The sequence below is a fragment of the Kitasatospora sp. NPDC096140 genome (assembly GCF_040303045.1).
Taxonomy (GTDB): Bacteria; Actinomycetota; Actinomycetes; order Streptomycetales; family Streptomycetaceae; genus Kitasatospora.
In genome coordinates this window covers 63209-86989 of sequence record NZ_JBEOUW010000021.1, presented here as the reverse complement: position 1 = coordinate 86989, position 23781 = coordinate 63209, and the positions used below count along the sequence as shown (strand labels likewise).

General features: G+C 74.1%; 23 protein-coding genes. 14 read left to right on the top strand and 9 right to left on the bottom strand.

Annotated elements, in window-relative coordinates; all coding sequences use genetic code 11:
• Positions 1-33: 33 nt before the first annotated feature.
• The 7 genes from ABT048_RS22615 to ABT048_RS22585 all read left to right on the top strand — a co-directional run bounded on the left by ABT048_RS22615 (position 34) and on the right by ABT048_RS22585 (position 7373).
• Positions 34-1290, top strand: coding sequence for an SCO2321 family membrane protein (locus ABT048_RS22615; RefSeq protein WP_350523256.1), 1257 nt, complete (start codon positions 34-36; stop codon positions 1288-1290).
• Complete coding sequence (locus ABT048_RS22610) at positions 1290-2024, top strand: SCO2322 family protein (protein WP_350523255.1); 735 nt, start codon at positions 1290-1292, stop codon at positions 2022-2024. Before ABT048_RS22615 ends, ABT048_RS22610 begins: the two co-directional genes overlap by 1 nt.
• Before the next feature lie 37 nt (positions 2025-2061).
• Positions 2062-3168 (top strand): CbiQ family ECF transporter T component, encoded by a 1107-nt coding sequence (locus ABT048_RS22605; protein ID WP_350523254.1) that lies wholly within the window; start codon positions 2062-2064, stop codon positions 3166-3168.
• Positions 3165-4820, top strand: coding sequence for an ABC transporter ATP-binding protein (locus ABT048_RS22600; RefSeq protein WP_350523253.1), 1656 nt, complete (start codon positions 3165-3167; stop codon positions 4818-4820). The genes ABT048_RS22605 and ABT048_RS22600 overlap by 4 nt, the downstream gene beginning before the upstream one ends.
• Positions 4817-5650 carry an ECF transporter S component gene (locus ABT048_RS22595; RefSeq protein ID WP_350523252.1) on the top strand — a complete coding sequence of 278 codons (834 nt, stop codon included), beginning with the start codon at positions 4817-4819 and terminating at the stop codon, positions 5648-5650. The genes ABT048_RS22600 and ABT048_RS22595 overlap by 4 nt, the downstream gene beginning before the upstream one ends.
• A 64-nt stretch (positions 5651-5714) precedes the next feature.
• Positions 5715-6701, top strand: coding sequence for an RICIN domain-containing protein (locus ABT048_RS22590; RefSeq protein WP_350523251.1), 987 nt, complete (start codon positions 5715-5717; stop codon positions 6699-6701).
• Between the two features lie 57 nt (positions 6702-6758).
• The gene (locus ABT048_RS22585; protein ID WP_350523250.1) at positions 6759-7373 is read left to right on the top strand and encodes a hypothetical protein; all 615 of its coding nucleotides are present in this window, start codon (positions 6759-6761) and stop codon (positions 7371-7373) included.
• Here ABT048_RS22585 and ABT048_RS22580 read toward each other — a convergent pair.
• Both ABT048_RS22580 and ABT048_RS22575 read right to left on the bottom strand, forming a co-directional pair.
• Positions 7314-8246, bottom strand: a complete 933-nt coding sequence (locus tag ABT048_RS22580) for a helix-turn-helix domain-containing protein (RefSeq protein WP_350523249.1) — start codon at positions 8244-8246, stop codon at positions 7314-7316. The genes ABT048_RS22585 and ABT048_RS22580 overlap by 60 nt on opposite strands.
• Positions 8247-9367: 1121 nt before the next feature.
• The gene (locus tag ABT048_RS22575) at positions 9368-9673 is read right to left on the bottom strand and encodes a putative quinol monooxygenase (RefSeq protein ID WP_350523248.1); all 306 of its coding nucleotides are present in this window, start codon (positions 9671-9673) and stop codon (positions 9368-9370) included.
• Positions 9674-9776: 103 nt separating this feature from the next.
• On the opposite strand from ABT048_RS22575, the gene ABT048_RS22570 reads away from it, so the two are divergent.
• Positions 9777-10427 (top strand): M15 family metallopeptidase, encoded by a 651-nt coding sequence (locus tag ABT048_RS22570; RefSeq protein WP_350523247.1) that lies wholly within the window; start codon positions 9777-9779, stop codon positions 10425-10427.
• A gap of 119 nt (positions 10428-10546) precedes the next feature.
• A complete protein-coding gene (locus ABT048_RS22565; protein WP_350523246.1) occupies positions 10547-10942 on the top strand; it encodes a VOC family protein in 396 nt (131 codons plus the stop codon).
• A gap of 17 nt (positions 10943-10959) precedes the next feature.
• Here ABT048_RS22565 and ABT048_RS22560 read toward each other — a convergent pair whose 3' ends face one another.
• Entirely contained in the window at positions 10960-12039 is a 1080-nt protein-coding gene (locus ABT048_RS22560; protein ID WP_350523245.1) for an NAD(P)/FAD-dependent oxidoreductase, read from the bottom strand.
• A 183-nt stretch (positions 12040-12222) separates the two neighbouring features.
• Between ABT048_RS22560 and ABT048_RS22555 the strand changes: the two genes are divergently transcribed.
• On the top strand, positions 12223-13125 hold the full coding sequence (locus tag ABT048_RS22555; protein WP_350523244.1) for an RNA polymerase sigma-70 factor: 903 nt from the start codon (positions 12223-12225) through the stop codon (positions 13123-13125).
• A 49-nt stretch (positions 13126-13174) separates the two neighbouring features.
• Here ABT048_RS22555 and ABT048_RS22550 read toward each other — a convergent pair whose 3' ends face one another.
• Positions 13175-14590 carry an MFS transporter gene (locus ABT048_RS22550; protein WP_350523243.1) on the bottom strand — a complete coding sequence of 472 codons (1416 nt, stop codon included), beginning with the start codon at positions 14588-14590 and terminating at the stop codon, positions 13175-13177.
• Between the two features lie 214 nt (positions 14591-14804).
• Here ABT048_RS22550 and ABT048_RS22545 point away from each other — a divergent pair, with 214 nt between their 5' ends.
• Positions 14805-15683, top strand: coding sequence for a LysR family transcriptional regulator (locus tag ABT048_RS22545; protein ID WP_350523242.1), 879 nt, complete (start codon positions 14805-14807; stop codon positions 15681-15683).
• 190 nt (positions 15684-15873) lie between these two features.
• Here the strand turns inward: ABT048_RS22545 and ABT048_RS22540 are convergent, their stop codons facing one another.
• Positions 15874-17235, bottom strand: coding sequence for a carotenoid oxygenase family protein (locus ABT048_RS22540; RefSeq protein ID WP_350523241.1), 1362 nt, complete (start codon positions 17233-17235; stop codon positions 15874-15876).
• Complete coding sequence (locus ABT048_RS22535) at positions 17232-17786, bottom strand: hypothetical protein (RefSeq protein WP_350523240.1); 555 nt, start codon at positions 17784-17786, stop codon at positions 17232-17234. Before ABT048_RS22535 ends, ABT048_RS22540 begins: the two co-directional genes overlap by 4 nt.
• A gap of 92 nt (positions 17787-17878) precedes the next feature.
• Between ABT048_RS22535 and ABT048_RS22530 the strand changes: the two genes are divergently transcribed.
• Positions 17879-18391: a PadR family transcriptional regulator gene (locus ABT048_RS22530; protein WP_350523239.1), complete on the top strand. Its 513-nt coding sequence runs from the start codon at positions 17879-17881 to the stop codon at positions 18389-18391.
• 170 nt (positions 18392-18561) lie between these two features.
• Here ABT048_RS22530 and ABT048_RS22525 read toward each other — a convergent pair whose 3' ends face one another.
• Together ABT048_RS22525 and ABT048_RS22520 are read right to left on the bottom strand one after the other, a co-directional pair.
• Positions 18562-18888 (bottom strand): antibiotic biosynthesis monooxygenase family protein, encoded by a 327-nt coding sequence (locus tag ABT048_RS22525; RefSeq protein WP_350523238.1) that lies wholly within the window; start codon positions 18886-18888, stop codon positions 18562-18564.
• A 102-nt stretch (positions 18889-18990) separates the two neighbouring features.
• Complete coding sequence (locus ABT048_RS22520) at positions 18991-19401, bottom strand: cupin domain-containing protein (RefSeq protein ID WP_350523237.1); 411 nt, start codon at positions 19399-19401, stop codon at positions 18991-18993.
• A 62-nt stretch (positions 19402-19463) separates the two neighbouring features.
• Between ABT048_RS22520 and ABT048_RS22515 the strand changes: the two genes are divergently transcribed.
• Positions 19464-19940, top strand: coding sequence for a MarR family winged helix-turn-helix transcriptional regulator (locus ABT048_RS22515; protein WP_350523236.1), 477 nt, complete (start codon positions 19464-19466; stop codon positions 19938-19940).
• A 78-nt stretch (positions 19941-20018) separates the two neighbouring features.
• Here the strand turns inward: ABT048_RS22515 and ABT048_RS22510 are convergent, their stop codons facing one another.
• Entirely contained in the window at positions 20019-22091 is a 2073-nt protein-coding gene (locus ABT048_RS22510) for an MFS transporter (protein ID WP_350523235.1), read from the bottom strand.
• A gap of 393 nt (positions 22092-22484) precedes the next feature.
• Here ABT048_RS22510 and ABT048_RS22505 point away from each other — a divergent pair, with 393 nt between their 5' ends.
• The gene (locus tag ABT048_RS22505) at positions 22485-23696 is read left to right on the top strand and encodes a peptidoglycan-binding domain-containing protein (protein ID WP_350523234.1); all 1212 of its coding nucleotides are present in this window, start codon (positions 22485-22487) and stop codon (positions 23694-23696) included.
• The last annotated feature ends 85 nt before the right edge of the window (positions 23697-23781 follow it).

The window sequence follows — 23781 nt, the reverse complement described above, 5'->3', positions numbered from 1 at the left end:
CCACCACCGCTCACCGAAAGGCACCACCGCACCATGCTGACCGCCGCCCGCCTGGGCGCCGCCGCCCTGTCCGCCGCGCTGCTCGCCGGCGTCGCCGCCGGACCGGCCCTGGCCGACAGCCCCTCGCCGACCCCGGCCGCCGCCCCCGACGGCCTGTACGGGAAGAGCGACCCGACGTACGACGGCGTGTGGCGGCAGTCGCTGGCGCTCACCGCGCTCTCCGCGGCCAAGGTCACCCCCGCCGACTCGGCGGTCGGCTGGCTCACCGGCCAGCAGTGCGAGGACGGCGGCTGGCCCTCCTACCGGGCGGCCGGCACGGCCTGCGACCCCAAGACCGAGGACAGCAACGCCACCGCCGTCGCCATCCAGGCCCTGGTCGCCCTCGGCGGGCACCAGCCGGCCGTCGACAAGGGCGTCGCCTGGCTCAAGGCCAACCAGAACGCCGACGGCAGCTGGGCCTACAACCCGGGCAGCCCGGGCGACGCCAACTCCACCGGGCTCGCCGTCAACGCGCTGTTCGCCGCCCGGACCGACCCGGCGAGCGTCGCCAAGGCCGGGCCCGGCGGTGCCGGCAAGAACGCCTTCGACGGCCTCGCCCGCTTCCAGCTCGGCTGCTCCGCCCCCGCCGACCAGCGCGGGGCCTTCGCCTACCAGCCGGACCCCGCCACCGGCGCCCTCGCCCCCAACGCCCTGGCCGGCGGCCAGGCCGCGCTCGCCGCCGCGGGCGGACACCTGCCGGTCGCCAACTCGGTCCGCGCCGACGCCGAGCCGAAGCCCCTCGCCTGCGCCGACGGCTCCGCACCCACCACCGTCCCGCACGCCGAAGCGGGCGAGGCCGTCGGCGCCTACCTCGCCGCCCAGCTCACGAGCGGCGGCAACCACCTCACCCTCACCACCCCGGGCGCCGCCCCGAGCCCCGACTACACCGCCACCGCCTGGGCCACCCTCTCCCTCATCCAGAGCGGCCACCCCGACCAGGCCACCGACGCCGCCGACTGGCTCGACGCGCAGGAGGCCACCTGGACCAAGAACGGCACCGACGCCGCCGCCACCGCCACCCTCCTGCTGGTCGCCCAGGCCGACCACCGCCCCACCGCCGACCTCACCGGCAAGCTGACCGCGCTCGGCCCCGCCCCCAAGGCCACCGCCCCCGCCACGGACGAGGCCACCCCGGCGAAGAAGGAGAACGACGGCATCGGCCAGTACTGGCTCATCGGCATCGGCCTCCTCGTCGGCATCGGCGGCGGCCTCCTGCTCAGCCTCCAGCGCAAGCGCAACCCGAACCTCTGATGCCCCCGACCCGCCACCCCCGGCCCGCCCGGCCCGGAGCGGCCGCCACCGGCGGCGCCACCCCGCGTCGCGGGCGGGCGCGCGGGCGCCTCGCCGTGCTGCTCCTGCCGCTGCTCGGGGCGCTCCTGGTGCTCGCCGGCGCGGCGCCCGCCGAGGCGGCCGGGTACCGGTACTGGTCGTTCTGGCGCGGCGCCGACGGCGGGTGGGCCTACCAGCAGCAGGGCCCGGCGATCGCGGTGCCGCCCGACGGAGCCGTGGACGGGTGGCGGTTCGCGGTGAGTCCGGACGGCGGGCAGGACGCCGCCAGGCCGCGGACGGCCGGGAGCTTCGCGGACATCTGTGCGCAGACCCCCGCGCAGGACGGCCGCAAGCGGGTGGCCGTCGTCCTGGACTTCGGGACCGCCGACGACGCCGGACCGGCCGCCGGGGCGGTGCCCGAGCCGCGGACGGCGTGCGCCGTCGTCGCCCCGCGCGCCACCTCGGCCGAGGTGCTGGCCGCCGTCGCGCCGCCGCTGCGGTACGACACCAACGGGCTGCTGTGCGCCATCGCCGGGTACCCGACGGCGGGCTGCGCCGACCAGGTCGGCGCCGCGGGCGCGGCCGCACCGGCCGCCGGCGGCACCTCCCCCGCCCACGGCGGCGGCCCGGACATCGGGCTGATCGCCGGTGGCGCACTGGTCGCCGTCCTCGCCGGCGGCGCCGTCCTGCAGGCCCGCCGCCGCCGCAACCCGTGAACCCCGCCCAGGCCGCACCCGATCCAGGAACGTCTCCGTGAGCAGCACCGCCCGCAGCACCCGGCCGCCCACCGGCCCCCGCCAACTGCACCCCGGCGCCTGGTGGTTGTGGGCACTCGGGCTGGGCGCGGCGGCCACCCGCACCACCAACCCGGCGATCCTGCTGCTGCTCTGCGCCGTCGCCGGGTACGTGGTGGCGGCCCGGCGCGGCGACGCGCCCTGGTCACGGTCGTACGGGGCGTTCCTGCGGCTGGGCCTGCTGGTGCTCGGCATCCGGCTGGTGTTCGCCGTCTTCCTGGGCTCGCCGATCCCCGGCACCCACGTGCTGTTCACGCTGCCCGAAGTGCCGCTGCCCGTCTGGGCGCAGGGCGTGCGGATCGGCGGCCGGGTGACCGTCGAGGGCCTGCTCGCCGCGCTGTACGACGGGCTGCGCCTGGCCACCCTGCTGGTCTGCGTGGGCGCCGCCAACTCCCTGGCCAGCCCGGCCCGGCTGCTGCGCACCCTGCCCGGCGCGCTGTACGAGGCGGGCGTGGCGGTGGTGGTGGCGATGACCTTCGCGCCGAACCTGGTCGCGGACGTCCGCCGGCTGCGCGCCGCACGACGGCTGCGCGGCCGTACGGACAAGGGCGTCGCCGCCGTGCTCAGCGTCGGACTGCCCGTGCTGGAGGGCGCGTTGGAGCGGTCCGTCGCCCTGGCCGCCGCGATGGACACCCGGGGCTTCGGCCGCACCGCCGACGTCCCGCGCCGGCTCGCCCGGGCGACGGCGGCGCTCACCCTGACCGGACTGCTCGGCGTCTGCCTGGCCGCGTACGGGCTGCTGACCGCCGGCGGCGCCGGCTGGGCGCTGCCCGTGCTGGCGCTCGGCACCGCCGCCGCCTTCGCCGGACTGCTGCTCGGCAGCCGACGGTCCGTCAGAACCCGCTACCGGCCCGACCCCTGGGCGCTGCCCGAGTGGCTGACCGCCGGCTCCGGCGCCGCCGTCGCGGCCCTCACCGCCTACCTGGCCACCCGGGACCCGGCCGCCTTCGCCCCCACCGTCGTCCCGCCGACCGTCCCCGCGCTGCCGCTGGCCGCCGTCCTGACCGTGCTGCTCGGCCTGGTACCGGCGTTCGCCGCCCCGACCCCGCCCCGGAGGGCATCGTGATCACCTTCGAGCAGGTCTCCGTCCGGTACGAGGAGTCCGCCGCCGCCGTCCTGGAAGGCGTCGACCTCACCGTCCCCGAGGGCGAACTCTGCCTGCTGGTGGGCCCGTCGGGCTCCGGCAAGTCGACCCTGCTGGGGACGGTCAGCGGCCTGGTCCCGCACTTCACCGGCGGTGTGCTGCACGGCCGGGTCACCGTCGGCGGCCGGGACACCCGCGAGCACCGGCCGCGCGAACTCGCCGACCTCGTCGGCACGGTGGGGCAGGACCCTGCGGCGCACTTCGTCGCCGACACCGTGGAGGACGAACTCGCCTACGGCATGGAGTCGCTGGGCCTGCCCGCCGACGTGATGCGCCGCCGGGTCGAGGAGACCCTCGACCTGCTCGGCCTCGCCGACCTGCGCGACCGCGCGCTCGGCTCCCTCTCCGGCGGCCAGCAGCAGCGCGTCGCGATCGGCTCGGTGCTCACCGTGCACCCCCGGGTGCTGGTCCTGGACGAGCCGACCTCGGCGCTCGACCCCGGCGCGGCCGAGGAGGTGCTGGCCGTCCTGCAGCGGCTGGTGCACGACCTCGGCACCACCGTGCTGATGGCCGAGCACCGGCTGGAGCGGGTCGTCCAGTACGCCGACCAGGTGCTGCTGCTGACCCCGGGCGCGCCCCCGGTGCTGGGCGAACCGGCCGAGGTGATGGCGCACTCGCCGGTGCACCCGCCCGTCGTCGGCCTCGGCCGGCTCGCGGGCTGGCGGCCGCTGCCGCTGTCGGTGCGCGACGCGCGGCGCAAGGCGGCGGCGCTGCGCGCCGAGCTGGACGGCCGCGCACCCGCCGGCGTGCCGGGCCCCGCCGGCGAGCCCGTCGCCGTCGGCCTGCCCACCCCCGCCGGTGAGCCCGTCGCCGTCGCCGGGCCCGTCGCCGTCGCCGACCGCCTCGCCGTCCGGCGCGGCCCCGTCCAGGCGCTGCGCGGGGTCGACCTGGCCCTGCGGCCCGGCGAGATCACCGCCCTGATGGGCCGCAACGGCGCCGGCAAGTCCACCCTGCTGGGCAGCCTGGTCGGCCTGCACGCCCCCGCCTCCGGCAAGGTCGAGGTCGGCGGCCGCGCCCCGCACCGCACCCGCCCCGCCGAACTGATCCGCAAGGTCGGCCTCGTCCCGCAGGACCCGCGCGACCTGCTGTACGGCGAGTCGGTCGCCGCCGAGTGCGCGGCGGCGGACACCGACGCCGGCGCCGCCACGGGCACCTGCCGCGCCCTGGTGGAGCGCCTCCTGCCCGGCATCGCCGACACCGCCCACCCGCGCGACCTCTCCGAAGGCCAGCGGCTCACCCTCGCACTCGCCGTCGTGCTCACCGCCCGGCCCCCGCTGCTGCTGCTCGACGAGCCGACCCGCGGCCTGGACTACGCCGCCAAGGCCCGGCTGGTGGAGATCCTGCGCGACCTCGCCACCGAGGGGCACGCCGTGCTGCTGGCCACGCACGACGTCGAGCTGGCCGCCGAACTCGCGCACCGCACGGTGATCCTCGCCGAGGGCGAGATCGTCGCGGACGGGCCGACGGCGGAGGTCGTGGTCTCCTCCCCCGCCTTCGCCCCGCAGGTCGCCAAGGTGCTCGCGCCGGGGCCGTGGCTCACCGTGCGGCAGGTCGCGGAGGCGCTCGGCGCATGAACCGTCCCGTCCCCCTCGGTCGCCGGTCGGTCGCGGTCCTCGCCCTGACCTCGCTGGTCGGCGTCGCCGCCTTCGGCTGGCCGCTGCTCGCCTCCACCAAGTCCGCGCTGGTCGGCCACTCCACCGACGCGCCCTGGCTGTTCGCCCTCCTCCTCCCGCTCCTGCTCGCCGTCGTCGTCGCACAGATCTCCGAAGGCCGGTCGGCGGGCGGCGGCGCCCCCGGGCTGGACGCCAAGTCCGTGGCACTGCTGGGCGTCCTCGCCGCGACGGGCGCGGCGCTGCGCCCGCTCGGCGCGGGCACGGCGGGCCTGGAACCGATGTTCTTCCTGATGGTGCTGTCCGGACGGGTGCTCGGGCCCGGATTCGGCTTCGTCCTCGGCTCGTTGTCGATGTTCGCCTCCGCCCTGCTCACCGGCGGGGTCGGCCCCTGGCTGCCGTTCCAGATGCTGGCGATGGGCTGGGTCTGCCTCGGCGCCGGGCTGCTGCCGGGGGCCTCCCGGTTGCGCGGGCGCCGCGAACTCCTGCTGCTGGCGGGGTACGGCGCGGTGTCGGCCGTGGCGTACGGCACCGTCATGAACCTGCAGGGCTGGCCGTACATCGGCGGGCTGGCGGGCTCCATCTCCTTCGTCCCGGGCGACCCGGTGAGCGCCAACCTGGTCCGCTTCGCCGCCTACTGCCTGACCACGTCGCTGGGTTGGGACCTCCCGCGGGCCGCGCTGACCGTCGTCCTGTGCCTCACCCTCGGCACGCCCGTGCTGCGCGCCATGCGCCGCGCCACCCGCCGGGCCGCCTTCGACGCACCCGTCGCCTTCCGGCCGCCGGAAGGGTGAACCGCCTTTCCCCGCGCGCGCCGTACACCTCCGCCGCACCGGTTCGTCCACGATCATCACCACCGTGATCCGAACCCTCACCCGCACGGCGACCGTGGCCGCACTCTCCCTCACCCTCGCCACGGCCCTCGCCTCCCCCGCCGCCGCCGTCACCTTCATCGGCCGCGACGTCCCCACCACCGCCACCATCGCGCCCGGCCGCACGGGCGCCGTCCCGTGGACGTACCAGAACACCGGCGGCGCCGGCCTGCTCCCGCCCTCCGGCATGACCGCCGTCTTCACCGCCCCGGGCAACACCACCTTCCCCGCGCAGTCCACCGTCCCGACCGAGTACAGCAGCGACGGCACGACCTGGGGCCCCAACAACGTCGGCCTGCGGGGATGCGCCCTCGGCAACGGCAACCGGACCCTCACCTGCGAGGGCTACGGCCGCAACGGCGGCAACAGCGGCTGGCCGGCCAACGGCTACTTCCGCTTCTCCCCGCAGGTCACCGTCGACCCGTACGCCCCGGCCGGCACCACCCTCCCGCGCGGCAACGGCTCGTTCCGCTACACCAACCCGGGGAGCAGCACCGAGTACACCATCACGGACGGCACCCTCAACGTCGCCACCCCGCCCCGGACGTCGACCGCCAAGTGCCTGGACGTCGGCGGCACCCGCTTCAACGCCGACAACGTCCGGGTCTGGGACTGCCTGGAGAACACCAACCAGCGCTTCGTCCTGGACGACGGGAGGGTGAAGGTCGCCGACACCGTCGGCACGGCGCAGGAGATGTGCCTCGACGCCGACTACACCGGCACCAACGGCGACGTCGTCCGCATCTGGGCCTGCGAGAACTCCCAGGCCGCACGCGCCAACCAGACCTGGCTGCTGCGCCGCGGCGCGCTCGTCCTGCAGCGGACCGCCGGCAGCGGCGAGGAGATGTGCGTGGACGTCGGCTCGTACCGCACCAACGGCGACACCGTGTTCCTCTACGGCTGCGGCGCCACCAACCCCAACCAGCGGTTCGTGGTGGACCGCGGCTTCATCGAGGTCCGCGACACGCTCTGAGGCCGTCCGTTTGTAGGGTGAACGTCCCCGTACACCGCAGCAGAACGGAGTCCCCGAGTGTCCGACGAGCACGAGGACGAGGGCGAGCACGAGGACGAGTCGCCCTGGATCGTCGCGGCGTGCCCGGTCACGCCCGAACTGGCCGCCCGGATCGCCGGGATGGCGGAGCTCGACTGGGAGGACCCGGAGATCACCGAGAAGGCCATGGTGGACGCCGGCTGGCGCTCCACCGGCGACTACCTCGGCGACCTCAACGAGAAGGCGTACACGCCCGCCGGGCACCTGGTGTACGGGGACGACCGCCTCGCCATGCCGTTCGCGTACGAGTACTGGATCCACCCCGACGGGGCGTGGACGGAGGACTTCTGGGCGGAGCAGCCCGGCTGGCGGAGCGTCGTCGACCCGCCGGCCGGGGCCTTCGACGCCCGACTGGACGCCGTGGCCGGCCACTTCACGGAACTGCTCGGCCCGCCCGACCACGACGTCACGCACGAGGGGCACCGCTGGCGGTACCGGATCTGGCGCCGGGGAGGCAACGTCCTGGTCGTCGCGCCGGGGCTCGACGGCTTCTCGTACTCGCAGTTCGAGCACGCCTACGTCCAGATCCGCCCGCTACCCGCAGACGCGCCGCTGCCACCCACCGACGAGTTGCCCGACTTCCTCACCTGGTGAGCACCGGCCGCACCGCTGCCCCGCGAACCCGACCGGCCGCCCGCACATCCCGTCCCGCCCGGGGCACTCGTGCCGGCGCGGCCCGTCGGCTGCCACGCGTGGCGCCGGAACGGTCGGCATCGCCGCGACACGTGCTGCCGGAACGGTCGGCACCGCCGCGATCCGTGCCGCGAGGATCGCCCCCACGCTGCGGGTGACCCGTTCCGGCAAAGGGGCGGACAGGATCCCGGTCAACGCCTCGTGCGTCCAGCCACCCGCGAGCAACCCCTCCACCCGCGCGGCCTGATCGGACAGCGGCTTCCCCGCCAGCGCCATCCGGGGCTCCCGGCGCCCGAGGTCGAGCAGCAGCGACATCCCGGCCGTCACCTTCTCGGGGGGACGGACGGAAGGTCGTTCTGCTTCCTTGACCTTGGCTTCCTTGGACGGGCTTCCCGCCTTCCCGCCGCCCACCGCCCCGGTTCCGGGCACCCCGGCGGCCGGAGGTGCGGGAAGCGGCGGCGGAATCGTGTGAACCGCCTTCCCCACCACCGGCTCCTCATGAACGGACACCACCGTCCGGACCTGCCCCGTCACCGGATCGCGGTGCGTCCGCCGCACGTAGTGCCCCGCCGCCTCCAACTCGCGCAGCGCCCGCGCCACCGTCGTCCGACCCTCCACACTCTTCGCCGCGAGGGTGCGGACGTCTTCGCGGGCGCCGTCCGGCAGGCTGAGCAGGTAGCCCAGGAGGCCGCGCGCCGCCCAACTCAGCGAGTGCTTGCGGATGACGTGGCCGTTGTCGAGGATCGTGTACCCGGGGGCATGCCGGGGGATACGATGAATCTGCATTAGGGAGGCTCCTGGCTCCTGGTGCCATTCCCCGGGGTGTTGGCGCACCGCCGGGGCTTTCTCATTGCGCAGTGTTCACCCTAGCGGCCTGACGCGACGTCAAACCTTGACTCCCATCACCCATTCGGGGGGCGCACGCTCACCCCACCCCGCGCGCACCACCCCGCTCACCCTCCGAACACGACGCCCAGGTGGCTGCGGCACACTGAGTTCCGGAAGCCTCGACGGGCAGCGGGGCGTCATGCAGCACGCCGAACGGCATCTTCGCTCCAGAGAGGCCCCGAAGGACTCCGGGCGCCCTGAAGGGGCATCCGAGCGGCTGCCGCCTCAGAGTCGGCGGGGCGTCCGGGCAAGGCCCTGCCCAAAACCGCAATTCTGTGGTGTCCTGAAAGTAGTCGAATATGGCTCTGGAAGATCCGAGATCCTGGCTCGACACAAAACAGTTCCGACGCACAGCCATGGTGACTCCATGGAGTCAGAATCCTTGAACCGGGCGAGCGTTACGCACTGTGCGTGATGGAGCCGACAGCATGGGCAGACACCTGAGGGATTAGGGCCATGCGTCCGAAGAACAGTGGAAGAATCTATCTCATGCTGGCAGCAGCAGTGACGATTGCGACTGCCACGATCTCCGCCGGATCGGCATCGGCACAGTCAGTCCCGGCGGCGCCGTCGAACCTCAGGGTTACTCCGACGGCAAACAACACGTTTCTCCTCACATGGCAGGACAATTCGAATAACGAAACCGGATTCGAGATCACCGACGGAATCTCGTTCCGCCTTGCCGGCGCAAACGCGACAGCGGACAACTGGCACGTGACTCCGGCTACGTACAAGTGCTTCCGGGTTCGCGCGTACAACGCTGCGGGCGCCTCGGCGTGGTACCCGAGTGCCGCACCGTATTACGTCTGCGGAACGACTCCTTCATAACCCACTGAATGCCGCGTTTCCGAATGTCCGAAGTCACCGATTCGGGTGGCACAAGAGCACGCCCTTCAGCGCGCCCCGGGCCTGCGAGCCCGGGGCGCGCTCCCGGAGTACCCCGTCAGCCGACCACGCGGTCCGGCCGGTCCAACCACACCCGACCCGCTTGCACCCGGTCATTCCCTCCCCGGGCGGGGGCAACTGCGCGAAGGCCATCATCGACCGGCAACAGGACGTTGCGAGGGTCAGAGCCGGCCCTTGGCCTCGTCGCCGGCGGGGTAGGGGTCCATGACCGCGACGTCGAGGGGCTCGGCGAGCGCGTCGGTGATGGCGGCGGCGATGGCGACCAGGGTGTCGCCCGCGCTGTGGGCGTCCAGGGCGGCCTGGTCGGCCCACTTCTCGACCACGGTGACGCGGTCGGGGCCGGCGTGGACGGCGTAGAGCTCGCAGCCGTCCTCGGCGTGGACGGCGGGGGTGTGCTTCTCGAACGCGGCGAGGACTTCGTCGCGTCGTCCGGGCTTGGTCCTGATCGTGGCGATGACAACGGGCATGTGAATCTCCAATGGTGTCGAATGATCATGTTATTGGTAGTGATCCACGGGAGGTCCGGCCGAACGGCGGGAATCACCCCGATCGTCAGTCAGGGAGGCACAGTTGAGCGAGATCGTCCTCATGTCCGACCCGAAGGTGTCCGCCGTCGCGGTCCGGGAGTGCGGCGAACGACTCCTGGACGTGCGGGGCGGCAGCGGCCTGCTCGTCGACGAGCGCAAGCAGGACGGCACCGGCGCGTTCACGCACCTGCGGGCCGCCGTCCTCGACCGGCTGCTCGACGCCCAGTCGCGGTTGCCGGACGGACTGCGGCTGCTGTTCGTGGAGGGCTACCGGCCGCCGGAGCTCCAGAGCCGCTACTTCGACGAGTACGCCACCGAGTTGCGGGCCGCGAACCCCGGCTGGCCGGACGCCCGGGTCAGGTCGGCGGCCAGCCGCTACGTGTCGCCGCCGGAGATAGCACCGCACAGCGCGGGCGCCGCCGTCGACCTCACCCTCGTCGACGCCGACGGCCACGAACTCGACCTCGGCACCAGGGTCAACGCCAGCCCGGAGGAGAGCGCCGGGGCCTGCTACACCGACGCCGACGGCATCGACCCGCAGGCCCGGGCCAACCGGCGCCTGCTCAGCGCGGTCCTGACCGGCGCCGGGCTGGTCAACTACCCCACCGAGTGGTGGCACTGGTCGTACGGGGACCGCTACTGGGCACTGGCCACGGGAGCGCCGTCCGCCCTGTACGGCTCCCGACGCCTGTAGAACCCGCAGGCCTTCAGGTCTCAGGCCCTCCGGTCCTCCGGTCCTCCGCCTCGAAGCGCAGGACCGGAGGGCCCTGCGCCCGATGCCCGACCGACCGTCACCGGCCTACCGTGCTCGGCATGGAGATTCCCGAGCACCACAGGCAGGCCGTCATCCCGCACATCGTCGTCGACGGCGCCGCCGCCGCCATCGACTTCTACGGTGCCGCGTTCGACGCCTCCGAGCTGTTCCGGCTCGACGGCGAGGGCGGCCGGATCGTGCACGCCGAGATCCAGGTGCACGGCGCGACGCTCATGCTCGGGGACGCCGAGGCGCCGTTCGCGCCGCCCGGCACCGGCGTGCCGTCCGTCATCCTGCACGTGTACGTCCCCGACGTGGACGCGCTGACGGAGCAGGCGGTGGCCGCGGGCGCCGAACTCCTCTCCCCGCCGGCCGACATGCCGTACGGCGCCCGGCAGTCGATGCTCCGCGACCCGTTCGGGCACGTGTGGATCCTCCTCACGCCGTCGGCCTGAGCCGGCGGGGCAAGGAGTCAGCCACCCGTCCCCGTGCGGGCGCCGTACTTGCCGCCGCGGGAGGCGAGCTCCTTGATCACGACCCCGGTGCGGCCGCTGACGTGCGCCCGCCGGAGGGTGTCGTCGCGACGGGTGAACTGGCCGACGGCGTTGTCGCGGCCGAGGGTGACGGCGCGGGCGATGTAGCGCGGGGTGTACGGCACGGGGGCGCGGCCGGCGATCAGGCGCGCCACGTTGTCGACGGCGTGGGCGGCCTGCGGGCCGGCGAGGGCGCAGGCGAAGCGGGCGCCGGGGACGGCGGCGCAGTCGCCGACGGCGAAGATCCGTTCGTCGTCGACACTGCGCAGCGACGCCTCCACGACCGCGCGCCCGTCCCCGTCGACGGTGAGGCCGCTGCGGGTCGCGAGGTCGGGGACGCCGGACACGATCGCCCACAGGGTGAGGTCGGAGAGCAGCGACAGGCCCGACCGCAGGTGCACGGCACCGTCGCCGACCTCCGTCGCACTGTCGTCCACGATCTCGACCCGCAGCCGCTCCAGCCCGGCCCGGACCTTCTCGTTCGCCCGGTCGGTGAAGGTGTCGCCGACCGCCGGCCCGACGATCCGCACCTTCAGGTCCGGCCTCGCCCAGGCCACCTCGGCGGCCGTCTCGATCCCCGTGGCACCACCGCCGACCACCGTCACCGTGCGGCCGGCCGCCAGCGCGGCGAGCGCGACACGGGCCCGCTCCGCGCCCTCCCAGGTACCCACCGGGACGGTGCCCGGCAGCGGCCGCACCGTGCTGCCGACGGCGAGGAACGCCCAGTCGAAGTCGAGGCGCGTGCCGCCGTCGAGGACGACGCAGCCGTCGCCGATCCGGTCGACGGCGCCGACCTTCAGCACGGCCCCGTTGCGCAGCATCGACGCGATGGGCGTCGCGGCGACGGCCGTCCCGGCGACCTGCTGGTGCAGCCGTACGCGTTCCACGAAGTCGGGGCGGGGGTTGACCACCGTCACCTCGGCGGCTTCTTTCACCTTCCTGGCGACCCGGTTGGCCGCGAGCATCCCCGCGTACCCGGCGCCCACCACGACGACCTTCATCTCGGGAATCGTCCTCATCTCGGCCTCCTGCCGTGTGCTCGTCGGCATGGAGATGCCGACGGGCCGGGAGCCGTGACACCTGGCCGGCGTGGCGCAGGTCACACGGCGTGCCGTGTCACGGACCGGCGGGGTCCGGCGTCCTGTGGGAGGCGCAGCCGAACCAGAGGCACCCGCGGCACCGAGGCACCAGAGGGAGAGACCATGAACAGCGAGGACGGCCGCCGTCCCGATCCGGCCACCGAGGCGTTCGTCGCCCACCGCAACCTGCTGTTCACCGTCGCCTACGAGATGCTCGGCTCGGCGGTGGACGCGGAGGACGTCCTGCAGGAGACCTGGCTGCGCTGGGCGGGCGTCGACCTCGACACCGTCCGCGACCACCGCGCGTACCTGGTCCGGATCACCACCCGGCAGGCGCTCGGACGGCTGCGCACGCTCGGCCGGCGCAAGGAGTCGTACGTCGGCCCGTGGCTGCCCGAGCCGCTGCTCACCTCGCCCGACGTGGCCGACCAGGTCGAACTGGCCGACAGCATCTCGATGGCGATGATGATGGTCCTGGAGACGCTGACACCGACCGAGCGGGCGGTGTTCGTGCTGCGCGAGGTGTTCGCCCTCGGCTACGACGAGATCTCGGAGGCCGTCGGAAAGACGCCGGCCACGGTCCGCCAGATCGCCCACCGGGCGCGGGCGCACGTGGCAGCACGCCGTCCGCGCGGCAACGTCTCGGCGGACCAGGCACGGGCCGCGATCGCGGCCTTCCAGCGGGCGGTCGAGACGGGCGACCTCCAGAACCTCCTCGACCTCCTCGCACCGGACGTCGTCCACATGAGCGACGGCGGCGGCATCAAGACGGCCATGCCGCGGCCCACCGTCGGGGCCGAGCAGGTGGCCCGGCTGCTCGCCAGGGGCGTGGCGCTGTGGGGCCCGGTGGCGACGGCCGAGTCGACCCAGGTCAACGGGCACCCGGCGCTGATCCTGCGGGTCGACGGGGAGATCGACCTGGTGGTGGCCATGCGGCTCGACGAGGGGCGGATCACCGGCATCTACGCGGTGCGGAACCCGGAGAAGCTGACGCACATGGAACGGGAAACGGCGGTGAGCCTCTGATTCTCGGGGGCTCGGGGACTCCGGCCCTGCGGGCCCCCGGGCCACCGACTCACCGGGCGCGGCTGCGCAGCACCGCGAGCGCCGCCGCCCCGCACGCCAGCGCCGGAAGCAGCATCGCCACCGCGACCGCGCCACCCCCGCCGACGGCGGCGCCCCCGCCGACGAACGCGCCCGTCACCGCCACGCCCAGCGTCGCACCGACCTGCCGGACGGCGTTGAGCAGGCCGCCCGCCGCACCCGCACGGCCCTCCGGCGCGGTCGTGACGACGGCGGTGACCAGCGCGGGCAGCGCGAAGGAGACCCCGAAGCCCGCCAGCAGCAGCCCCACGGCCAGCAGCGGGTACGGCGTGCCGAGCGACACCGCCAACGCGAGGACCGCGCAGCCCGCCGTCAGCAGTGCCAGCCCGCCCAGCACCGGCCGCCACGGGCCGACCCTGGCGACGATCCGCCCGGTGAGCAGCGGGTTGAAGCCCGGGGGCAGCGTCATCGGCAGGAACGCCACCCCGGCCAGCGTCGGGGACAGCCGCAGCTCCTGCTGCAGCAGCAGCGGCAGTACGAACAGCACGCCCAGCAGGGCGAAGTTGACCACGCCGCCCGCCAGCAGCACCGCCCCCGTGCCTTGGGCCCGCAGCACGTCCGTCGGGAGGACGGGCGCCGGGCTGCGCCGCTCGCGCCGTACGAAGGCCACCAGGGCCACTGCCGCAGCCGCCCCGGACCACGCCGCGTGCGACCACCCGGAGTCGCCGAGCGCGATCAGCGCGTCCGTGAACAGCGCGAGCGTCGCGCAGGCGGCCAGCTGGGCCGGCCAGTCGATGCGCCGTTCGCCGCGCGGGCAGTGCACGGCCCGTCCGGCCACCAGGGCCAGCACCAGCACCGCCAGCGGGACGTTCACCAGGAACACCGCCCGCCACCCGGCGAGGTCGACCAGCGCACCGCCGACCATCGGCCCGAAGGCCATCGCGCAGCCGCTGACCGCCGCCCACACGGCGACGGCGCGCGCCCGCTCCGCCGGCTCCGGGTGGAGACGGGTGATCAGCGCCATGCTCGCCGGGACGCAGGCCGCCGCCGCGACGCCCAGCAGGGCGCGCAGCAGCACCAGCGTCGGGATGTCCGGCGCGCAGGCGCTGAGCAGCGAGCCCGCACCGAAGGCGGCGATGCCGAAGCGGAAGGCCCGGTGGGCGCCGTAGCGGTCGGCGGCCGCCCCGGCCGACAGCAGCAGCGCCCCGAAGGCGACGCTGTAGCCGGTGACGGCCCACTGCAGTCCGGCGGTCGAACTGCCCAGCGAGGCAGCCAGATCGGGTTCTGCGACGGAGAGCACGGTGGTGTCGAGCAGCACCATGAAGTAGCCGAGGGCGATGCCGAGCAGGGCGCGCGAGCGGGCCGCCGTGGCCGGCGTCGCGGGCACGGCCGGTGTCGCAAGCGCGGCCGGTGTCGCAGGGGCGACGGGAGGGACGGGGGAGGTCATCGGGGTTCTCCTGATCGACGAGCGGAAGCGCCCCCACCCTGGCCGCGCCACCCCCGTCCGTTCGACCGCCGGAACCGCATGCGGCGTTCGGATTTCCCGAACGCCCCGGTGCGACTCCGCGCACGCCGCGGTACAACTCCGCACACCCACCCGTACGCTGTCCCGCAGCACCGGGAGCAAGGCGTCCGGAAGCCGGGGAGTCCAGGGGAAACCAGTGGAACTACGTCAGTTGCGCGTCTTCGAGGCCGTCGTCGCCCACCGCACCGTCACCGGCGCGGCCGTCGCGCTCGGGCTCGCCCCGTCCTCCGTCTCGGAGCAGATCCGCACGCTGGAGCGGAGTCTGGACACCGAGTTGTTCGAACGGGCACCGCGCGGCATGACCCTCACGTCGGCCGGGGAGCGGCTGCTGCCGTGGTCCCGGAGGCTGCTGGACCAGGCCGAACAGGCGCGGCGGGAGGTGGTCGCCGCTCGCGCCCGGCTGCGGCTCGGCGCGCTGGAGACCATCGCGGCCACCCACGTGCCCGCCGTCCTGGCCCGGCTCGCCGAGCGCCGGCCCGACCTGGAGATATCCCTGCACACCGACACCGCCCGGGACGGCCTGCTCGGCGGGGTCGCGGCCGGGGCGCTGGAGGCGGCACTGATCCTGGACACCGCCGGGCCGCTCGGCGAACTCGGCTTCTACCTGCCGCCGGCACCGCTCGACCACGTCGACCTGCAGGACGTCCCGCTGGCCCTGGTCGCCGCCCCCACCGACCCGCTCGCCGACGCCACCGCCCTCACCCGCGAGAGCCTGCGCGGCCGGCGCCTCCTGGTCAACACCCCCGCCTGCTCCTTCCACCTGGCCGGCGAGCGACTGCTCGGCCAGGACCTCGACCGCGTCCGCACCGGCGGCGTCGCCGTCACCCGTGCCTGCGCCGAACAGGGCCTCGGCATCGCGCTGCTGCCCGAGTTCGCCGTTCACGACCAGCTCGCCGCCGGCACCCTGGTGCGCCTCCCGCTCGATCCCCCGCCGCTGCACCTGCGCCTCGTCTGGCGGGCCGACCGCGAGACCGTACCCGGCCTGCGCGAGGTCCTGTACGCAGTCTCGGCATGAGCCCGCGGCGCCATGAGCCCGCCTCATGGGCGCGCAACGCCATGAATCTGCGTCATGAGCCCGCGTCGCCATGAGCCTGTGTCATGGGCCCGCGTCGCCATGAGTCTGCCTCATGAGCCCGCGTCGCCATGAGCCCGCGTCATGAGCCTGCCCGCCCTGATCGCGCCCTCAGCCTGAGCCGTCCCCTCCCTCAGGCCGGGGCGTCGGCGAGCCAGTTGCCGTGGAAACCGAACGGCACCCGGGCCGGGAGGTGCACGGTGGCGACCGGCGGGGCGGCGAGGTCGTCGGCGTCCAGGACGACGAGGTCACTGCGGTCGGTGCGGGCGTCATGAACGTACGTCATGAGCCATCCGGGTGAACCGGCTGAACCGGCGCCCGGGCCGACCGGCGTTCCCGTCCCCGCCGGGACGAACACGGCCTCGCCCGGGGTGCGGCCGGGGCCGAACTCGTGCGCGGTCGAGGCGCCGGTGCGCAGGTCGTAGCGGACCAGTGCGTCGCCGCAGGTCACGTGGCCGAAGTCGGCGCGGTGGCCGACGAGCCGGTCGTCGATCCGGGGGAACTCCCCGGGGCGGTCGTCGCACTGCTCCTCGGTGACCGTGCCGGTGCGCGGGTCGACCGTCCACTTCCACAGGACGGCCTGCCGGGCGCCGTCCACCGCGCCGTCCGCGGTCCGCCGCCACAGCTCGGGGTAGCGCATGGCGTGCACCACCACCGTCCCGTCGGGCGCGTCGTGGGCGTTGAGGACGTGGAACACGTAGCAGGGGTCGAGGTCGAACCAGCGCACCGGCTCGTACGGGTCGTCCCGGCGCAGCAGGCCGAGCCGGGCGCCGTAGCCGTCGTCCCAGCGGTAGGGCATGGTGCGGCCGACCAGGCCGAGGTCGAAGACCACCGGCAGGTCCAGCAGGACGACGTGCCCGGTGGTGAGGGCGAAGTCGTGCATCATCGTCGGCCCGGGCACCTCGATCGGCCGGCTGATCACCAACTCGCCGTCGGCGTCGGCCCGGTGGTAGGTGAGGTAGGGCTCCTCGACGGCGGCGCAGCCGAAGAAGTGCAGCTCGCCGGTGTCGGGGCAGGCCTTGGGGTGGGCGGTCATCGCGGTGCGCAGCCGTCCGCCGAAGTCGTACGGGCCGACGGTGTCCAGGCCCCCGGTCAGTTCGTAGGGCAGGGCCGTCTCGACGAGGGCGAGGGTGCGGCCGGCGTGCCGGACGACGTGGGTGTTGGCCGGTCCGGCGGTGAGGTCGCGGCGGCCGGACTCGTCGTAGGGGCGGGCGCCCTCGGTGAGGCTGGTGGTGCGGACCCAGCGGTTGCGGTACGAGACGGCCCGCCCGTCCTCCAGGCGGACGCCGTGGACCATGCCGTCTCCGAAGAACCAGTGACCGGAGGCGGCGTCGGCCGGGTTGGGGCCGTTGCGCAGGTACCAGCCGGACAGCTCGGGCGGGACGCTCCCGGTGACGTCCAGGTCGTACGCCGTCAGTTCCTCGGTGACCGGCGCGTAGTTGCCCGCGAGGTGGCGCGGGGTGCTCGTGGCCCCGGGGAGGCTCGCGGTGCTCACCGGGCACCGGCCTTGGCCTGAACCGCGGCGACGTAGCGGGTGGTGAACACCATCGGGAGGGCGAACCCGGCGACCTGGACGACCGTGGCGGCCGTCGAGTGGCCCTGGCCGGCGTGGGCCATGACCGCGAGGACGGCGGCGGTGGCCACGAAGGCCGCGGCCCACACGGTGGCGATCACGGTGTTGGTGCGGACGAAGGGCTTGAGGCCCCACACCTCACGGGGCGTGGTCCGCTTGGCGATGCCCAGGGTGAAGGGCTTGCCGATGAGCAGCGAGACGGCGGCGATCAGCGCCAGGGTGCCCGAGGAGAGCGCCGCGGAGTAGTCGTGGACGGCGGAGTCGTGGTCCGCGAAGGCGACCGCCGCCAGGGCGGCGAAGTAGGCGGCCGAGCCGAGTTCGATGATCAGCGCGTCGAAGCCCGCCCCGCCCTTGCGCTGCTGGGCGATGAGCGCAACCGCCACCGCCAGGCCGGCCAGTGCGGCCCACTGCCACTGCGCGGACGGCAGGACGGCGAACACGATCCACGGAAGGAACGAGCGTACGTACGACATTGCGAAGGTCCCCCTCGACGTTCCAGTTTCGACATGTCAAAAGTAGAAGTTCCACACCCAACATGTCAACAGTGGAATGTAGGATGGTCGACATGAGCCTCCGACACGCCCTCCTCGGCCTGCTGTCCGACCGCCAGGCCAGTGGATACGACCTGCTCAAGACCTTCGACACGTCCCTGGCAACCGTCTGGCCCGCCACCCAGAGCCAGATCTACACGGAGCTGTCCAAGCTCGCCGACGCCGGACTCATCAGCGTCGCGGCGGAGGGCCCGCGCGGCCGGAAGGAGTACACGCTCGCCCCGGAGGGCCTCGCCGAACTGCGGCACTGGCTCACCGAGACCACGCCCCAGCGCAACACCCGCAGCGACATCCTGCTCAGGGTCTTCTTCCTCGGCGTCCTCACCCCCGGCCAGGCCCGCGACTACCTCACCGGCCTGGCCGACCTCTCCGCCCGCGAACACGCCGACCTCGCCGCCCTGGCCGACACCATCGACTGGGGCGAGGACGGCCTCTCCGTCCACGGCCGGATCGCCCTGGAGTACGGCCTGCGCTTCAACGCCATGCGCCGCGACTGGGCCGAATGGGCCGCCACCCAGATCAAGTGACCCCAGCCCCGACCCTTCCCGCACTACGGCGAATCGGGGCCCCGGCAGCCGGCAACCGCCCACCCCGCCACCACCGCGGGCAGTCGGAAAGCACTTCGGGCCCTCCCCCACCAGGGGAAGGGCCCGAAGGACGAACTACCGACTACCGACCACCGCCGGCAGGTACCGACTCAGGCCCCCTTGGGCCCGGCCGACTGGACGACCTCGAAGGACCACAGCGTGGAGCCGGAGGCGGCCGGCCGCTTCGGGGCCTCGCCCTCACCGCCGCCCTGGTGGGCCGACTTCATCGGGCCCTCCATCCACGCCTTGAAGTCCTCCTCGCTGCGCCAGCGGGTGTAGACCAGGTACTGCTCGGTGCCCTCGACCGGGCGGAGCAGCTCGAACCACTCGAAGCCGTCCGAGTTCTCCACCGCGCCGGCCCGCGAGGCGAAGCGCTGCTCCAGCACCTCGCGCTGCTCGGCCGGCACCGTCAGCACGTTGATCTTGACGACGGACATGCCGCTCCTTACTGGTCCGCCGGGGCCCCGCGTGCGGCCGCCGGCTCGGTCACTGCCAGCAGTCTCCTACACCTCACACCGGGCGGGCCCGCCTCCCGCCGCTCAGGCGATCCATGCCGGGAGGACGCGCTCGGCGTCGCGCGGGGCCATGGCGCAGGCGCCGTCGGGGGTGACGGCGTCGGGGTTGTAGGCGCGGGAGGGCGAGGTGGAGGCGACGACGGCGGTGAAGCCCTCGTCGGTGGTGATCCGGCGGGCCTCGTCGGCGGGGAGGACGAGGGTGTCACCGGCGGCCAACACGCCGGTTTCGCCCGCGAGTTCCACCGTGGCGGCCCCGGAGAGGAAGGTCCAGATCTGCTCGGCGTCCATGGCGTGCAGCGGACCCTGGGTGCCGGGTCGCATCTCGACCCGCCACAGCGCCAGCGACGTCGAGCCCTGGGTGGGCGAGGCGAAGGTGGTCATGACGGCGTTCGGGGTCTCGGAGCGGCGGGCGTCGGAGAGGCGGATGACGGGCATGGCGAAGGAACCCCCTAATATGGACAACGAAGTTGTCTATATGGTCAATGAGGTTGTCTATCGTGTCAAGTGAACCCGCCCCGCCCGGCTTCGAGCTGCCGCTGCGCCTGCTCCTCGCCTTCCGGACGATCATCGACGAGCTGCACGAGCGGATCGCCCGCGAGGGACATCCGGACCTCCGCCCGATGCACGGCTTCGTCTTCCAGGCGATCGGCCCACACGGCACCACCGCCGTCGAACTCGGCCGCCGCCTCGGCGTCTCCAAGCAGGCGGCGGGCAAGACCGTCGAGAACCTGGAACAGCTCGGCTACGTCGAGCGCGGCAGCGACCCGGCCGACGCCCGCCGCAAGGTGATCCGGCTCACCGACCGGGGTGTGGACTGCCTCGCCCGCTCGGCCCGGATCTTCGACGAGCTGCGCGCCGAGTGGTCCGCCACCCTCGGCGAGGAGGAGCTCCGGCGCCTGGAGGACGGCCTGCGCCGACTCGCGCCCGGCGACCCGTTCCGCCTCGACACCCCGCGCTGGTTCGGCTCGCCGTGAGCCTGCGGAAGCGCCGGATCCGGATGCGCACCGTCCACCTGGACAGCGGGCCCGGGACGCGCCCCCGCCCGGCCGCGGTCAGAACGACCGCCCCTCGCCCTGGTACGGCGGCTGCGGCCCGACCGGATCGGGCCGGTCCCGCAGGTCGGCACAGAGGGCGGAGCTGAGCCTGGTCAGCAGCTCGGCGAGGTCGGCGTACTGCTGTTCGTCCCAGTCCTCCAGCAGGTCGGCGAGTTGGGTGCGCCGGGCGGCGACCAGCCGCAGCGCGACCTCCTCGCCCGACTCGGTGAGCCGCAGCGGCAGTCCGCCGGACCGCGCGGCCAGCCCCCGGCCCTCCACCTCCCGGACGGCCGCCTCGACGACGGCGATCGGCACGATCCGCCGCTCGGCCAGTTCGGCCGGCTCGACCGAGCCGTGCTGGTGCATCTGCAGGAGCAGCCAGCTGGAGGCGGGCAGCAGGTCCAGCCCGGCGGTGGCGGTGATCCGCCGGAAGAGGTCGCGCCGGGCCTCGCGGGTGCTCAGCACGGACAGCGCGCGGGCGATCTCGTCCAGGGAGCTGCGCTCCACCGGGTTCAGCCCGATGGACTCGCTCAGGTCCGGTGCGGTGACGGTGGACCGCAGCTTCTGCTCGCGCAGGAAGAGCGACAGCACGAAGGCGACCGCCGCGACGGGCACCGCGTACAGGAAGACGCGGGTGATCGACTCGGCGTACGCGTGGTAGACCGCCGCCTGGGCGTCGGCGGGCAGCCGGGGGATGACCCTGGGGTCGGTGGTGACCGCCTCGGGCCGGAAGCCGGGTGGCAGCGGCACCCCCGCCAGGGCGTCGGCGAGGCGGTCCCGCAGCCCGCTGGCGAAGACCGTCCCGAAGACGGAGACGCCGAAGGAGGCCCCGATGGAGCGGAAGAAGGTCGCGCCCGCGGTGGCCACGCCGAGGTCCTCGTAGCCGACCGAGTTCTGCACGATCAGCACCAGGACCTGCATCACCAGGCCCAGCCCGAGGCCGAAGACCAGGAAGTAGAAGCTCGTCTCGGCGGTGCTGCTGTGCTCGTCGAGCCGGGAGAGCAGCAGCAGCCCGACGGTCGTGACGGCAGTTCCGGCGATCGGGAACGCCCGGTAGTGGCCGGTGCGGGCGACGACCTGGCCGGAGCCGATCGAGGTGACCAGCATGCCCAGGACCATCGGCAGCATGTGGATGCCGGACATGGTGGGCGAGACCTGCATGACCACCTGCAGGTACGTCGGCAGGTAGGTGAGCGCGCCGAACATCGCGAAGCCGACCACGAAGGAGATCACCGCGACCAGGCTGAAGGTCCACGAGCGGAACAGCCGCAGCGGCAGGACCGGTTCCACCGCCGTCCGCTCGACCTCGACGAAAGCGACCAGCAGCACCAGCCCGAGCACGCCGAGGCCGACGATCCGCCAGGAGCTCCAGGCCCAGGTGGTGCCGCCGAGCGAGGTCATCAGCACCAGGCAGGTGGCGACGGCGGCGATCAGGGCGGTGCCGAGGTAGTCGATCCGGTGCTCGCGCCGCACCTCCCGCCCGTGCAGCACCGCGGCGATCACCACCAGGGCGACGACGCCGATCGGCAGATTGACGTAGAAGACCCAGCGCCAGCTGAGGTGGTCGACGAACAGTCCGCCGAGCAGCGGCCCGAGCACGCTGGTGACGCCGAACACGGCACCGAACAGGCCCTGGTAGCGGCCGCGGTCCCGGGGTGGGACGAGGTCGCCGACGATCGCCTGGGAGAGCACCATCAGCCCGCCGCCGCCCAGCCCCTGCAGCGCCCGGAAGGCGATCAGCTCGCCCATGTCCTGCGCGATCCCGCACAGGACCGAACCGAGCAGGAAGATCACGATGGAGGCCTGGAAGAAGCGCTTCCGGCCGTACATGTCGCCGAGCTTGCCCCAGAGCGGGGTCGCGGCGGTGGCGGCCAGCATGTAGGCGGTGACCACCCAGGAGAGGTGGTCGAGGCCGCCGAGGTCGCTGACGATGGTGGGCAGCGCCGTGGAGACGATGGTCTGGTCGAGGGCGGCGAGGAGCATCGCCAGCAGCAGCGCGCCGATCGGCACCCAGAGGTTGGGGACGGCGGCCGTCGGCGGGCCGGGCTCGCCCACCGGGCTCCGGTCGGACGCGGCGGGCGGATCCGTCATGGCGTCTCCGTGGGCATGGCGTCTCCGTGGGGTCGCGGGCCCCGGCTGGCAGCCCGTGCGGATGATCACTCCCAGCTCACCATGCTGGCAGATTCGCCCCGTTTTGCTCCTCCGGATTGAGCCGAACGTAAGCACCGGGGACGTCCACGGCGCCCGGGGCGTTCCCCGGAGGCGCTCTCCGGGGCGGTCTCGGGGCGGTGTCGGAGCGGTCTCGGGACGTTCTCGGAGGGGCCAACCGGCACCAACCGGCACAACACCCCCGCGGCGGGTCGGACGCCCCTGTCCACCCTCCGGGCAGTCCTGCATAATCAGGCGCGATCGTGCGCCCGGGCCCCGCCCGGACGCCACCGGAACCGCACACGAGTACGACCCGAAACCGAGGAGGACCGGCCGATGCCGGACCAGCACTGCCCGACGTGCGGCACCGCACGCTCAGCCGGGTGCGGCTGTGTCCCGGACCCGAGCCTCACCGAGACCGCCGTCCTCCCCCACATCGAGGGCCCGCCGCTGGTCCGCCCGTACGTCCCGCAGACCGCCGACCAGGTGGCCGAGGAGGCCCCGGCGCACGCCCCGACCGTGGACCCGTTCGCGACCACCGTGCTGCCGCCCACCGCACCGGGGCAGCCGTTCGCTCCGGGCAGGCTGGTCACCGCGCCGCTCGGGCCGGACGCGGACGCCTACGCGACCACGGTGCTGCCGCCGGTCCACGCCGGGCAGCCCCCGCTCCGCCCGGACGCCGACGCCTACGCGACCACGGTGCTGCCCCCGGTGCCGGCCCCCGGGCCGGGCGCGTACGCGGCCGGGCCGCCGCAGGCCCCCGGACAGCACGCCGGCGGGCACGGCAACGGGTACGAAAACGGGTACGGCGGCAACGGGTACGGGGCCGGACACGAGGCCGAGTACGGGGCCGGGCAAGAGATCGGCCTGTTCCCCTTCGACAACGCCCCCGCCGGGCCCGACGCGCCGGACACCGGCGGACGGGCCGCACGCCGGGCGGCCGACCAGGCCGCCCGGAACCCGCTGACCGAGCGCAAGGGGCTGCTCGTCGGCGTCGGCGCCACGCTGGTGGCGCTCACCATCGGCGTCGCGTACGCCGTGACGCCCTCCTCCGAGCCGGACGCCAAGCAGGCGAAGCCGCTGCCGACCACCACCCTGGCGCCCGCGCCGGTGGACCCGGCTCCCTCGGCGGTCCCCACCGCGACCACGCCGGCGCCGACCAGTGAGGCGCCGAGCCCGTCGGCGACGCCCAGCCGCAAGCCGACGCCGACGAAGACGGCCACTCCGACGCCGACCCCCACCCCGACGCCGACGCCCACCCCGACCCCCACGCCGACCCCCACCCCGACGCCGACCCCCACCCCGACCCCCACGCCCACCCCGCGGGTGCTGCAGGTCGGGATGGTCGGGCCCGACGTCCGGGACATGCAGCAGCGCCTCTACGTCGCCGAATGCGGATTCGTCGACAAGTCGATCATCTCCGGCACCTTCGACGACTGGACCAAATCGGTGCTCAGCAGCTACCAGCGCGAGAACCGGATCAAGGGCGAGAACGGCTTCTACGGTCCCAAGACCCAGGCCGTCCTCTCCGCCGACCCGGGCTGCTGACCCCCGGACACCCGAAACGGGCGGCGCCCCCCCCGCGGCGGGCGCCGGCCCGTCGCCCGGCCCCGGACCGCGAGCCGGGGTCGCC